Raw genomic sequence first — 12,947 nt, 5'->3', positions numbered from 1 at the left:
GGAGTAAACCACTGCCTTGCCATGACGACCTCCCTGCACGAACTCGAAAACTCCGCCGAATTCATCGCCCGCCACATCGGCATCGATGCTGCCGATGAAACCCTGATGTTGGACGTGATTGGCTCCAGTTCGCGCCGGGACCTGATTGACGGCATCGTGCCGCGCTCGATTGCGCGCAGCACGCCCATGGACCTGCCCGCACCCGTCACCGAAGCAGCGGCGCTGGCCGAGCTCAAGGCCATCGCGGCCAAGAACAAGGTCTTCAAAAGCTTTATCGGCCAGGGCTACTACGGTACCCACACGCCCGGCGTGATTCTGCGCAACATCCTGGAAAACCCCGCCTGGTACACCGCCTACACGCCCTACCAGGCCGAAATCTCGCAAGGCCGCATGGAGGCGCTGATCAATTTCCAGACCATGGTCTGCGACCTGACCGGCATGCCCATCGCCAACGCCTCCATGCTGGACGAAGCCACCGCGGCGGCAGAAGCCATGACCCTGGCCAAGCGCAGCGTGAAGAGCAAAAGCAATGTCTTCATCGTGGCGGGCGACTGCCATCCGCAAACCATTGAAGTGATCCAGACCCGCGCCAAGCCGCTGGGCATCGAAGTCAAGGTCAGCACCGCGCTGGAAACCCTGCCCCAGCTCATGGCCAGCGGCGACTTTTTCGGTGTGCTGGCCCAGTACCCGGCCACCAACGGCATGCTGCACGACCTGCGCCCGCTGGTCGGCGTGGCCCATGCCTGCGGTGCCGCCGTGTGCGTGGCCGCCGACCTGCTGGCGCTGACCCTGCTGGTGCCGCCCGGCGAGTGGGATGCCGACATCGTCATCGGTACCACCCAGCGCTTTGGCGTGGCCATGGGCAATGGCGGCCCGCACGCCGCCTACATGGCCTGCCGCGATGCCTTTAAACGCTCCCTGCCCGGTCGCCTGGTGGGCGTGAGCGTGGACGCGCACGGCAACCCCGCCTACCGCCTGGCCCTGCAAACCCGCGAGCAGCACATCCGCCGCGAGAAAGCCACCTCCAACATCTGCACCGCCCAGGTCCTGCCCGCCGTACTGGCCAGCATGTACGCGGTGTACCACGGCCCCCAGGGCCTGACCCGCATCGCCCAGCGCGTGGCCCGCTTGACCGCCATCCTGGCGCGCGGCCTGCAGCACATGGGCTACGAGATCGTCAATGCGCATGCCTTCGACTCGCTCACCGTCAAAACCGACGACGCTAGCGATTTGATAGCTTCTCGTGCCCACAGTGCGGGCGCAAACCTGCGTTTTCGCTTGAAGAACCATTTGGGCATCTCGCTGGACGAAACCACCACCCGGGGCGACATCGAAATGCTCTGGTCTTTCTTCGTCAAGCCCGGCGAACCCATGCCGCGCCTGGGCGAGCTGGAAGACACGGTGGACTCGCTGATTCCCGCCGAGCTGCGCCGCAGCAGCGCCTTCCTGACGCACCCGGTGTTCAACACCCACCACAGCGAGACGGGCATGCTGCGCTACATCCGCGCGCTCAGCGACAAGGATCTGGCACTCGACCGCAGCATGATCCCGCTGGGCAGTTGCACCATGAAGCTCAACGCCACCAGCGAAATGGCCCCGGTCACCTGGCCCGAATTTGCCAACATCCACCCCTTCGCCCCCGCCGACCAGCGTCTGGGCTACACCGAGCTGGACGCCCAACTGCGCGACTGGCTGTGCCAGGCCACCGGCTACGCCGGCATCAGCCTGCAGCCCAATGCGGGCAGCCAGGGCGAATACGCCGGTCTGCTGGCCATCAAGGCCTACTTTGACGACCACGGCCAGAGCCAGCGCAACATCTGCCTCATTCCCAGCAGCGCCCACGGCACCAACCCCGCCAGCGCCCAGATGGCCGGGCTGAAAGTAGTGGTGACGGCTTGCGACGCGAACGGCAACGTGGACATGGCCGACCTGCAGGCCAAATGCGACGAGCACAGCCAGGACCTGGCGGTGGTCATGATCACCTACCCCAGCACCCACGGCGTGTTTGAAACCCAGGTCAAGGAGCTCTGCGCCATGGTGCACAGCCATGGCGGCCGCGTCTATGTGGACGGTGCCAACATGAACGCCCTGGTCGGCGTGGCCGCACCCGGCGAATTCGGCGGCGACGTGAGCCACCTGAACCTGCACAAAACCTTTTGCATCCCGCACGGCGGCGGCGGCCCCGGTGTCGGCCCGGTCTGCGTGGTGGCCGACCTGATTCCCTACCTGCCCGGCCATGCCACGGCGGGCGACACCCACCACGGGATCGGCGCCATCAGCGCTGCACCGCTGGGCAATGCCTCGGTGCTGCCGATCAGCTGGATGTACTGCCGCATGATGGGCGCCGAGGGTCTGCAGCACGCCACCGAAGCCGCCATCCTGGCCGCCAACTACGTCAGCACCAAGCTGGCCCCGCACTATCCCACGCTGTACGCCAGCGCCAACGGCCATGTCGCGCACGAATGCATCCTGGACCTGCGCCCCATCAAGGACAGCTGCGGCGTGACCGCCGAAGACGTGGCCAAGCGCCTGGCCGATTACGGCTTCCACGCACCCACGCTGAGCTTCCCCGTGCCCGGCACGTTGATGGTGGAGCCCACCGAGAGCGAAACCCTGGCCGAGCTGGACCGCTTCATCTTCGCCATGGTCGCCATCCGCAACGAAATCCGCCAGATCGAAAGCGGCGCCTGGCCGCAAGACAACAACCCGCTGAAACACGCCCCCCACACCGCTGCCAGCCTGATGGCTGCCGAGTGGGACCGCCCCTATGCCCGTGAGATTGGTGCCTTCCCGCTGGCCAGCCTGAAGCAGGCCAAGTACTGGCCGCCCGTGGGCCGGGTCGACAACGTGTTTGGCGACCGCAACCTGTTTTGCAGCTGCGTGCCGGTGGCGGATTACGCGTGATGGTGGTGCAAGTCCGCCGCGTCGACTACCGCAACCCCGTGGACGCAGCCGCGCTGGTCTACCTGCTGGACCTGTATGCCCAGGATCCGATGGGCGGCGCCACACCGCTCAGCGACGACACGCGCGAACGCCTGTGCGCTGACCTCGCGCTGCGCCCGCATGCGGCCAGCTTCATCGCCTGGCGGGGCGAGGAACCTGTCGGCCTGGCCAATTGCTTCGAGGGCTATTCGACCTTCAAAGCCCAGCCGCTGCTGAATATCCACGACATGGCGGTGCACCCCGCGCACCGGGGCCAGGGCGTGGGCCAGGCGCTGCTGGCGGCGGTGCAGCAGCACGCGCGGGAGCGGGGTTGCTGCAAGCTGACGCTGGAGGTGCTGACCGGCAATGCCCAGGCCCAGGCCAGCTACGCGCGCTTTGGGTTCGTGGGTTACCAGCTGGTCGCATCCGCCGGGCATGCAGTGTTTTTGCAGAAAAACATTTAGTGCGGCACAGTTCCTGCTGGGGAACCGGCCATGGCTGAATCCCCCGTACACCTCCACACCCCGTTTGAAGACGCACAGGCGATTTTTGCAGGCACGCTGTTTGTGTCGCTGGCGCTGATCTTGTTTGGCCAGGTGGGCATGCTGACCGGCGGAACTGCCGGAGTGGCGTTTTTGCTGCATTACGCTACCGGCATCACGCTGGGCAAGCTGTTTTTTGCCATCAACCTGCCGTTTTACTGGTTCGCCTGGACGCGCATGGGGCGCGAGTTCACGCTCAAGACTTTTGTGGCCATCAGCATGCTGGCGGCGATGATGGAGTGGTCGCCCAAGCTGTTTGCCATCGAGCGCCTGCACCCGGCCTACGCCGCCGTGCTGGGCGGGCTGCTGCTGGGGTCGGGCTGCCTGTTCCTGGCCCGGCACCGCGCCAGCCTGGGCGGCGCCACTATCGTTACTTTATATTTGCAAAAGACCTACGGCTGGCGCGCGGGCAAGGTGCAGATGGCCATCGACTGCAGCATCGTGCTGCTGGCGCTGACCGTGATCGAACCCGCCCGCGTGGGCTATTCGGTACTGGGCGCGGTGGTGATGAACCTGTTTATCTGGATCAACCACAAGCCGGGCCGGTACGCGGTTTTGTAGGCGGTGCGGTAGTGTCCAATACGGGCTATGCATGACACCATTGACCAACGCCTGACCGACCTGGAAATCAAAGCCAGCTTCACCGAAGACCTGCTGGAGCAACTCGACCTGGTGGTGATCCGCCAGCAGCAGCAAATCGACCTGCTGGTGCGCGAAGTGGCCCGCCTGCAGCAGCGCAACACCGGCGGCCTGGACGGCCCGCGCAGCCCCACTGACGACCTGCCACCCCACTACTGAAACAAAAGCCCACCCTCCAAGGGCTTTGTACGGCGAGATAATAGACGACTGGTCTACTAGCGCTACAATACACCCATGTCCAACGATGCCCCCACCGCCAAACACCACATCCTCGACTGTGGCGAGCGCCTGATCGCCACCAAGGGCTTTGTCGGCGTGGGCCTGGCCGAAATTCTGGCCGTGGCCGGCGTGCCCAAGGGTTCGTTCTACCACTACTTCAGCTCCAAAGAACGCTTTGGCGAGGCCCTGCTGGTGCGCTACATGGACCGCTACGTGCAAGGCCTGGAGGCGATGTTCCGCCCCGACGGTACAACCGGGCGCGTGCGCCTGATGCGCTACTGGCAGCACTGGAACAGCACCCAATGCGCCACAAGCTGCGACCCTACCGCCGACACCCACAGCCCAGCCACCACCACCACCAGCACCAAATGCCTGGTCGTCAAACTCAGCGCGGAGGTGGCCGATATGTCCGAGGCCATGCGCCTGACCCTGCGCGACGGCACCGACCAGATCGTGCAGCGCATCGCCGGGTGCTTGCAGGATGCCGTGGCCGACGGTTCGGTGCCGCCCCACCTTGATGCTCACGCCACCGCGCTCACGCTGTACCAGCTCTGGCTGGGTGCCAGCTTGCTGTCCAAGCTGCGGCGCGACAACTCGCCCTTTGAACACGCCCTGCTGGCTACTGAACAAATACTCGACTCCACGCTTGTCTGATGGGCGTGAGCAGCTATTATTTTTGATATATTTTTGCCAAATTACTAGCCGACCGGTCTACTTATAACCACCCCAAGGAACCCCATGAACCCCTTTGATTTCCACAATCCCACCCACATCGTCTTTGGCAAAGACCGCATTGCCGACCTCACCACGCTGGTGCCCGCCGCCGCCAAGGTGCTGATCCTGGTGGGCGGCGCCAGCGCCGAGAAAGCCGGCACCCTGGCCGAAGTGCGCCAGGCCCTGGGCAGCCGCGCCCACGCCACCTTCACCGGCATCGAGCCCAACCCCAGCTTCGACACCGCCATGCAGGCCGTGCAGCAGGTGCGCGAAGGCGGCTTTGACTTTTTGCTGGCAGTGGGGGGTGGCTCGGTGATCGACGCGGCCAAGTTCATCGCCGCAGCGGCCTTGTTTGAAGGCGATGCCTGGGACATCCTCCTCAAGGGCGGTGCCAACATCACCCGCGCCCTGCCCTTTGGCACGGTGCTGACCCTGCCCGCCACCGGCTCGGAGATGAACAAGGGCGGCGTGATCACCCGGCGCGACATCGGTGCCAAGCTGCCCTTCCGCAGCCAGCACGTGTACCCGCAGTTTTCGGTGCTCGACCCCACCAAAACCTACACCCTGCCACCCCAGCAACTGGCCAACGGCGTGGTGGACGCGTTTGTGCACACGGTAGAACAGTACCTGACCTACCCGGTCAACGCACCGCTGCAAGACCGCTTTGCCGAAGGCATTCTGCACACCCTCATCGACGTGGGCCCGCGCCTGCTGACCGCGCCCGAGCCGGTGTACGACGACCGCGCCAACCTGGTCTGGGCCGCCACCCTGGCGCTGAACGGGCTGATCGGCTCGGGCGTGCCGCAAGACTGGTCGACCCACATGGTGGGTCACGAACTCACCGCCCTGCACAACATCGACCACGCCCGCACCCTGGCCATCGTGCTGCCCGCCATGCTGGAAGAGCGCCGGGTACCCAAACACGCCAAGCTGCTGCAGTACGGCGAGCGCGTCTGGGGCATCCGCAGCGGCAGCAACGATGAGCGCATCACCGCCACCATCGCCGCCACCCGCGATTTCTTCGAGCGCATGGGCATCCCCACACGTTTATCGGCCTACGGACTGGGCCCAGAGGCCATCGACGTGCTGGTGGCCCAGCTCACCGAACACGGCATGACCCGCCTGGGCGAACACGGCGACGTGACCCCCGAAGTCAGCCGCCGCGTGCTGCAAGCCGCCCTGTAATTTCTCTCAACCCACCAGGAAACCCCCATGTCCAAGATCCTCATGGTGCTCACATCGCACGACCAACTCGGCAACACCGGTGCCAAAACCGGCTTCTGGCTGGAAGAATTTGCCGCGCCGTACTACGTCTTCCAAGAAGCCGGTGCCACCATCACCCTGGCCTCGCCCCAAGGCGGCCAGCCACCGTTGGACCCCAAGAGCGACGACCCGGGCTCGCAAACCGCGGCCACCCTGCGCTTCAAGGCCGACCCCGCTGCCCAGGCGCTGCTGGCCAGCACCCATGTGTTGGCCAACGTGTCTGCCGCCGACTTCGACGCGGTGTTCTACCCCGGCGGCCACGGCCCGCTGTGGGACCTGGCCGAAGATGCCCACTCGATTGCGCTGATTGAAACCTTCCTGGCCACGGGCAAGCCGGTGGCCGCCGTATGCCACGCTCCAGGCGTGCTGCGCCACGCCAAGGCAGCCGATGGCCAATCCATCGTGCGCGGCAAGTCCGTCACCGGCTTCACCAACAGCGAAGAAGAGGGCGTGGGCCTGACCGACATCGTGCCCTTCCTGGTCGAAGACATGCTGGTTGCCAACGGCGGCAGCTACTCCAAGGGCCCGGACTGGCAGTCGTATGTGGTGACCGACGGCCTGCTGGTCACCGGGCAAAACCCCGCGTCGTCCGAGGCGGCGGCGCAGGCGTTGTTGCAGAAGCTGGCGTAAAAGAAAGAGGCTATAAACTTTGCCGCGCCGGGTCTCAAAACCAGCTTTGAACTGATAAGCTTACGGCCATAGAAACCTCTTAATCGACTGGAGAAAAACATGGCCAAAGGCGAGCAAAAAACCAACAAGGAAGCGAAGAAGCCCAAGAAGGACACTTCGCCTCCCAAGCCCATCTCTACCGATGCGGTGCGCCCCACCATCACCACCGTGGTGCCCGTCCGTGGCAAGCTGAAGAAGTAAGCCCTCCCCGCAAAAAAAGCCGCATCCGATGCGGCTTTTTTTTTATAGGGGTCAGGTCCAGACGGCGATGGGCGCGTCTTGCAGCCACTGCCCGGCGTCGTGCGGAGTCAGCGGCTTGGCAAACAAATCCCCCTGCAGCTCCAGGCAACCCGCTAGCCGCGCGATGCGGGCCTGGGCGGGGGTTTCTATGCCTTCGGCCACCACATCCAACCGCAGGGCCACGGCCAACTGGCAGATCGCCTGCACTACGGCGGCGGCATCGGTTGCGGGCAGGGGTTCGATCAGACCCCGGTCGATCTTCACCGACTGCAGCGGCAGGCTGCGCAGCATGTTCAGCGACGAAAACCCGGTGCCAAAATCGTCCAACCCCACGGCAACGCCCAGGTTGCGCAGCTGCCGGATCTGTTCACGCGCCTGGTCCAGATTAGCCACCGCCGCGCTTTCGGTGATCTCCAGGGTGATGGCGTGCGCGGGCAGTCTGTACTGCAGCAGCTGCTGCTCCACCAGTTCCGGGAAACCACCGTCCAGCATCTGCAGCGGCGAGACGTTCACCGCCACCGGCACCACCTGGGTAAACCGCTGGCGCCATGCGGCCACCTGCTCGCACGCCAGGCTGAGCAACAGCAAGCCCAGGTCGGCAATCAAGCCGGTGCGCTCGGCCACGCCAATGAATTCCACCGGGCTGACCCAGCCCACGCCGGGGCGGTGCCAGCGCGCCAGCGCCTCAAAGCTGGCCAGTTGCCCGGTCTGGGCATGCACCTTGGGCTGGTAGTACAGGCTGAATTCGCACTGCTCGATGCCCGCGCGCAACGCCTGCTCCTGCTCGAACACGTCGCTGGAGCCGCGCTCAAACCGGGCCTCGGCCAGCGCCACCGAGGTGCCGGGCGTGCGTTTGGCAGCGTGCATGGCGGCATTGGCCGCACGCAGCAAGGCCTCGGCATCCTGGGCATGCTCTGGGTACAGCGCAATGCCCATGGACACGTCGATAAAGAAGTTGCGCTGCGGCAGCACCAGCGGGCGCAGCAGCAACTGCTGCACCCGGCGCGCTTTGGCTGCAGCACTGTCACCGTCCCGATGGGAACGCGACAGAAAGGCAAACTCATCGGCCCCCAGCCGCATCAGCTCGCAGCCTTCACCCAATTCGCGCGCCAGCGCCAGCGCCAATGCCTTGAGCACTTCATCGCCCAGCGAATGGCCGTGGGCTTCATTGAACAGCTTGAAGCGGTCGACCCCCAGCAGCACCAGGCCAAAGCCGTGCCGCTCGGACGTGTCTCCACAGCACTGGCGCAGGCGCTGCAGCAAGGCGCTGCGGTTGGGCAGGCCGGTCAATTCGTCGTGCATGGCCTGGTACAGCAAGGCCTGGGTGGCGTCGTGGCGGTCGGTCTGGTCGGTGACCAGAATCTGGATCGCCTGCGCATCGCCCCACAGCGTGCGCCAGCCCGAAAACCGCAGCCACACCGAAGAGCCGTCCTTGCGGTGCCGCAGGCCTTCCCATTGCAGCTCGTCCACACTGCCGCTCTCAATTTGCTGGTACCGCACCCGCAGCTGGTCAATTTCTTCACGCCGCACGCCTTGGAGCAGATCCGGCATGGTCACTTCTTCCACGCGCCCGAAACCGTACAGACCCAACAGTGCCGGGTTGGCATACCGCACCCGCTTATTGACCAGCACCAGAATGCCCTGGTGCGAGCGCTCCACCAAGTGCTGAAACCGTTCACGCAGGTTATCGGATTCAAGCATCGTGCGGTCCAGCGTGGCATACACCAGCATCAGGCCCAGAAACAGCCGCAGCACCGCTCCCACGTTCGACTGGATCAGCAGACCCGCCTGGCCCCACAAGGCAAAACACAGCTGGTTCAGCCCCAGCAACACCAGCAACGGCCCTACCAACCGGTCGGCCAGCAGGCCGCCCCGCAGACCCCGGGTTACCACCGCGCCCGCCAAAGTCATCAAGAACGGGCTCGCCCACACCGCCACCGTAGGGTCATTGAACAACAGCACCCACAGCCCGGCCACCACCAGCAAACCCAGAAACACCACCCATTCCAAACGCGAAAAAACCCAGCCGGACAAACGGCTGCTGCCGCGCAGCATCAGCGCAATGCTGGCAATCTGGCCAAAAACGGCCAGCAGCATGCCGGGGAAGATCCACCCAGCACCCACCCACTGGCTCATCAAGTAGCCCACGGGCACCATGGACTGGGCCAGCTGGGCGGCCCCCAGGTCCCGGGTGAACAGCTGGGTGCGGTGCCCGTGCCACACCCACAGCAAAGCCGAACCCATGGTCAGGCCCACCACCATATTGGCCAAGAGGGAGTAGAGGAGTACAGGACTGAATGCGGGAGACATTAATAAAAAGCCATCGTTTTACGTGTATGCACACGGATCCTTGGATGGTAACTCGTTCACAAAATATATCTATCTGCCAGCAGACTAGTACAGATAGGAGACAGATGCCGCGTGAGCCCGTAAACTGTTACGTCTATTCACTAAAAAAATATTGGTTTACGCTGCACAGGATCAGAACCCCCTGGTCGGGCCCCTGCGGTGCAGCGCCCGTTTTTACAACCGTCGTACAGCCGCCCTAAAGTCTCCATGCGCCAGTCTTCCCCCCCCGCCCTGGTACCCAGCGCTCAGCTCAGCCTGGCCCAGGACAGCCTGCAGCCGGCCTACCCGGTCCACCAGCTGATCCAGGACCTGCGCAACCGCCAGGCGGAGCTGGAGAGCCAGAACAAGGTGCTGCGCTACAGCCAGGCGGCATCGGAGGCGGCATCCGAGCGCTTTGAAACCCTGTTTTCCAGCGTGCCGCTGGCCCTGATGGTGGTGGACGACCACGACATGGTGGTGCAAAGCAACGCGATGGCGCAGCGCCTGTTCCAGCCCACCGAACGCGACCGCCCGTTGCACTTTTTGATGCCCTTCGTCAGCCCCGGCTGCACCGAACAGGTCCGCCAGGCCTTCCGCGAAGCGCGGGTGGACGGCCACTGCGAGGCCACCGAGGTGGTGTTCAGCATCGGCCAGGACGGGGCCATGTCGGGCGACCTGCACATTGCCCGGCTGGAAAGCGCATCCGACGCCATCGCCCAATACATCTGCGCCGTGGTGGACCAGGGCCCGCTGCTGGCCGAGCGCCGCGCCCTGCAGCTCAGTGCGTCGGCCCTGCGCCAGCGCAACGAGCAACTGCGCTCCAGCGAAAGCCGCCTGGAGGCCATCATCAACTCGGCGCTGGACGCCATCATCTGCGTCGACAAGGACCAGTACATCACCGTCTTCAACCCCACGGCGGCGGTGCTGTTCCAGTGCCCGCCGGAGCAGGCCCTGGGCAGCCTGCTGACGCGCTTCTTCCCCGACGCCGGGCACGCGTTGGCGCTGAACCAGATCTCCACCCAGGCGTTTCTGGGCGAAATGACGGCCCTTACCGCCAGTGGCAAACGGCTGTCGGTGGAAGTGAGCGTGTCGTTCGAGCGGCACCCCGGCGGCGAAACCACCACCGTCTTCGCCCGCGACCTGACCAGCCGCAAGCGCGCCGAAGTGCAGCGCAGTGTGCTCGAAGCGCAGCTGCGCGAGTCGCAAAAAATGCAGGCCGTGGGCACCATGGCCGGGGGCATTGCGCACGACTTCAACAACATCCTCAGCGCCATCCTGGGCAATGTGGAGCTGGCCAAGGAAGATGCCGGCCCCAACTCGCCCGCCCAGGTCAGCCTGCACGAGATTGACAAGGCCGGTCGCCGCGCCCGCGACCTGGTGCGCCAGATTTTGACCTTCAGCCGCAACGAAGCCCCGCGCCGCGCCCCGGTGGCCCTGGCCGAGCTGGTGTTCGAGACCGAGCGCCTGCTGCGCGTCACCCTGCCCCCGGCGGTGGAACTGCACCTGCACATCGACCCCAGCACCCCGCTGGTGATGGCCGACGCGGTGCAGGTCCAGCAGGCCGTACTCAACCTGTGCACCAACGCCATCCAGGCCCACGGCGACCAGCGCGGCGTGGTCAGCATCGAACTGGCAGGCGTGGAACCCGACCCGCGCCTGTGCGACCGCCTCAGCCTGGCACCGGGCGGGTATGCCATGCTCACAGTGCTCGACAGTGGCAAGGGCATGGACGACGACACCCTGCTGCGCATCTTCGAGCCGTTTTTCACCACCAAGGAAGTCGGCCAGGGCACCGGCCTGGGCCTGGCCGTGGTGCACGGCGTGATGCGCAGCCACGCCGGGGCCGTCGACGTGCAAAGCGCGCCCTCGCTGGGCAGCCGCTTCACCCTGTACTTCCCGGCGATGGAGCCGGTGACCGATTCCGATTTCGCCGCCCTGCTTGCCGTCCATGCGCCCGAGACCGAGCCCGTGCCTGCGGCCAGCGAGCAGGTACTGGGCAAGCACGTGATGTATGTGGACGACGACCACGCCCTGGTGTTTTTGGTCGAACGCGTGCTGCGTCGGCGCGGCTTTCGGGTCAGCGGCTTCTCGGACCCCAACAAGGCCGCCGCCGAACTGCGCGCCAATGCCGGGGCCTACGACCTGCTGGTCACCGACTTCAACATGCCCGGCTACTGCGGCGTAGACCTGGTGCGCGAAGCCCAGCGCATCCGCCCCGACCTGCCGGTGGCCCTGGCCTCGGGCTACATCACCGCCGAGATCGAGCAAAGCGCCATCGCCGAAGGCGTGAAGGCGCTGATCCACAAACCCAACGACGTGGAAGAACTCTGTGCTACCGTGCAGCGCCTGATCCTGGACAATGCCGCCGCATGAGCACCGATACCCCTGACATCCCCACCCCCACCCCGCCTGAAAAGCAAGCCCGCAACCCCCTGCACGGCCTGACGCTGGAGGCCATCCTCACCGAGCTGGTCAGCGTCTACGGCTGGGAGGGTTTGGGCCAGCAGATCAACATCCGCTGCTTCACCAGCGACCCCAGCATCGCCTCCAGCCTGAAGTTCCTGCGCAAAACCCCTTGGGCGCGGGAAAAGGTCGAAGGCCTATTCTTGTTCATGCAGCGCGAACAACGCCGTGGCAACCTCTGAGCCCTTGGGCCTGGATACCGTCTATGCCGACGACCACCTCCTCGTCTTCCACAAGCCCAGCGGCCTGCTCTCGGTACCTGGCCGGGGCCCCGACAAGCAAGACTGCCTGAGCGCCCGGGCCCAGCGGGCCTATCCCGACGCGCTGGTGGTGCACCGGCTGGACATGGCCACTTCGGGCCTGGTAGTGATGGCCCGCGGCATCGCCATGCAGCGCATCCTCAACGCCGCCTTTGCCAACCGCGCGGTGGACAAACGCTACACCGCCGTGGTGGCGGGCCGACCCATTGGCGACCAGGGCCAGATTGACCTGCCTATTTTGGTGGATTGGCCGAACCGCCCGCTGCGCAAGATCGACCCCGAGCACGGCAAGCCCAGCTGCACCCGCTGGCAGGTGCTGGAGGCCCTGGAGGACCGCACCCGGCTGGCGCTGGAGCCGATCACCGGCAGATCGCACCAGCTGCGCGTGCACCTGGCCGCCATCGGCCACCCCATCCTGGGCGATGCGCTGTATGCCCCGCCTGCGGTACAGGCCATGGCAGGCCGCCTGCTGCTGCACGCCTGCAGCCTGGCCTTGCAGCACCCGGCCACCGGGGCCCCGCTGCGCTGGGACTGCGCGGCCAGCTTTTGAAGATTGGAAGGATTTGCTATTATGTTGATAGCTGCTTGCGCTCAATCTATCAGCGTGGCAGCCTATTTGTATCTACAAAATTCGCTATAAAAATAGTCCCGTGCAGCCCGCCCGCGGCGCGCCACCGAGAACTCGCAT

12 protein-coding genes are annotated in these 12,947 nt (G+C 65.1%); 11 read left to right on the top strand and 1 reads right to left on the bottom strand.

What is annotated here, in order from left to right; translation table 11 throughout:
* Positions 1–21: 21 nt before the first annotated feature.
* The 8 genes from gcvP (at position 22) to AB3G31_RS11310 (ending at position 7,169) form a co-directional block, all read left to right on the top strand.
* Positions 22–2,904 carry an aminomethyl-transferring glycine dehydrogenase gene (gcvP, locus tag AB3G31_RS11345; RefSeq protein ID WP_367846192.1) on the top strand — a complete coding sequence of 961 codons (2,883 nt, stop codon included), beginning with the start codon at positions 22–24 and terminating at the stop codon, positions 2,902–2,904.
* The gene (locus tag AB3G31_RS11340; RefSeq protein WP_367846191.1) at positions 2,904–3,386 is read left to right on the top strand and encodes a GNAT family N-acetyltransferase; all 483 of its coding nucleotides are present in this window, start codon (positions 2,904–2,906) and stop codon (positions 3,384–3,386) included. The genes gcvP and AB3G31_RS11340 overlap by 1 nt, the downstream gene beginning before the upstream one ends.
* A gap of 30 nt (positions 3,387–3,416) precedes the next feature.
* Positions 3,417–4,025, top strand: coding sequence for a YitT family protein (locus AB3G31_RS11335; RefSeq protein WP_367846190.1), 609 nt, complete (start codon positions 3,417–3,419; stop codon positions 4,023–4,025).
* Between the two features lie 27 nt (positions 4,026–4,052).
* Entirely contained in the window at positions 4,053–4,262 is a 210-nt protein-coding gene (locus AB3G31_RS11330; protein WP_367846189.1) for a SlyX family protein, read from the top strand.
* A 75-nt stretch (positions 4,263–4,337) separates the two neighbouring features.
* Positions 4,338–4,976 (top strand): TetR/AcrR family transcriptional regulator, encoded by a 639-nt coding sequence (locus tag AB3G31_RS11325; protein WP_367846188.1) that lies wholly within the window; start codon positions 4,338–4,340, stop codon positions 4,974–4,976.
* Positions 4,977–5,060: 84 nt separating this feature from the next.
* Entirely contained in the window at positions 5,061–6,221 is a 1,161-nt protein-coding gene (locus AB3G31_RS11320; RefSeq protein ID WP_367850267.1) for an iron-containing alcohol dehydrogenase, read from the top strand.
* A 27-nt stretch (positions 6,222–6,248) separates the two neighbouring features.
* The gene (locus AB3G31_RS11315; protein WP_367850266.1) at positions 6,249–6,929 is read left to right on the top strand and encodes a type 1 glutamine amidotransferase domain-containing protein; all 681 of its coding nucleotides are present in this window, start codon (positions 6,249–6,251) and stop codon (positions 6,927–6,929) included.
* Positions 6,930–7,028: 99 nt separating this feature from the next.
* Positions 7,029–7,169 (top strand): hypothetical protein, encoded by a 141-nt coding sequence (locus AB3G31_RS11310; protein ID WP_315183402.1) that lies wholly within the window; start codon positions 7,029–7,031, stop codon positions 7,167–7,169.
* Positions 7,170–7,220: 51 nt separating this feature from the next.
* Here AB3G31_RS11310 and AB3G31_RS11305 read toward each other — a convergent pair whose 3' ends face one another.
* Positions 7,221–9,518 (bottom strand): putative bifunctional diguanylate cyclase/phosphodiesterase, encoded by a 2,298-nt coding sequence (locus AB3G31_RS11305; RefSeq protein WP_367850265.1) that lies wholly within the window; start codon positions 9,516–9,518, stop codon positions 7,221–7,223.
* A 246-nt stretch (positions 9,519–9,764) separates the two neighbouring features.
* On the opposite strand from AB3G31_RS11305, the gene AB3G31_RS11300 reads away from it, so the two are divergent.
* The 3 genes from AB3G31_RS11300 to AB3G31_RS11290 are packed head-to-tail and all read left to right on the top strand — an operon-like array spanning position 9,765 to position 12,809.
* On the top strand, positions 9,765–11,909 hold the full coding sequence (locus tag AB3G31_RS11300) for an ATP-binding protein (RefSeq protein WP_367850264.1): 2,145 nt from the start codon (positions 9,765–9,767) through the stop codon (positions 11,907–11,909).
* Positions 11,906–12,181: a VF530 family DNA-binding protein gene (locus AB3G31_RS11295; protein WP_367850263.1), complete on the top strand. Its 276-nt coding sequence runs from the start codon at positions 11,906–11,908 to the stop codon at positions 12,179–12,181. Before AB3G31_RS11300 ends, AB3G31_RS11295 begins: the two co-directional genes overlap by 4 nt.
* The gene (locus tag AB3G31_RS11290) at positions 12,168–12,809 is read left to right on the top strand and encodes an RluA family pseudouridine synthase (protein ID WP_367850262.1); all 642 of its coding nucleotides are present in this window, start codon (positions 12,168–12,170) and stop codon (positions 12,807–12,809) included. The genes AB3G31_RS11295 and AB3G31_RS11290 overlap by 14 nt, the downstream gene beginning before the upstream one ends.
* The last annotated feature ends 138 nt before the right edge of the window (positions 12,810–12,947 follow it).

The sequence above is a fragment of the Rhodoferax sp. WC2427 genome, from assembly GCF_040822085.1.
Lineage (GTDB): Bacteria > Pseudomonadota > Gammaproteobacteria > Burkholderiales > Burkholderiaceae_C > Rhodoferax_B.
Note: the sequence above shows the minus strand (reverse complement) of the source record. Positions and strands in the feature narration are given on the sequence as shown.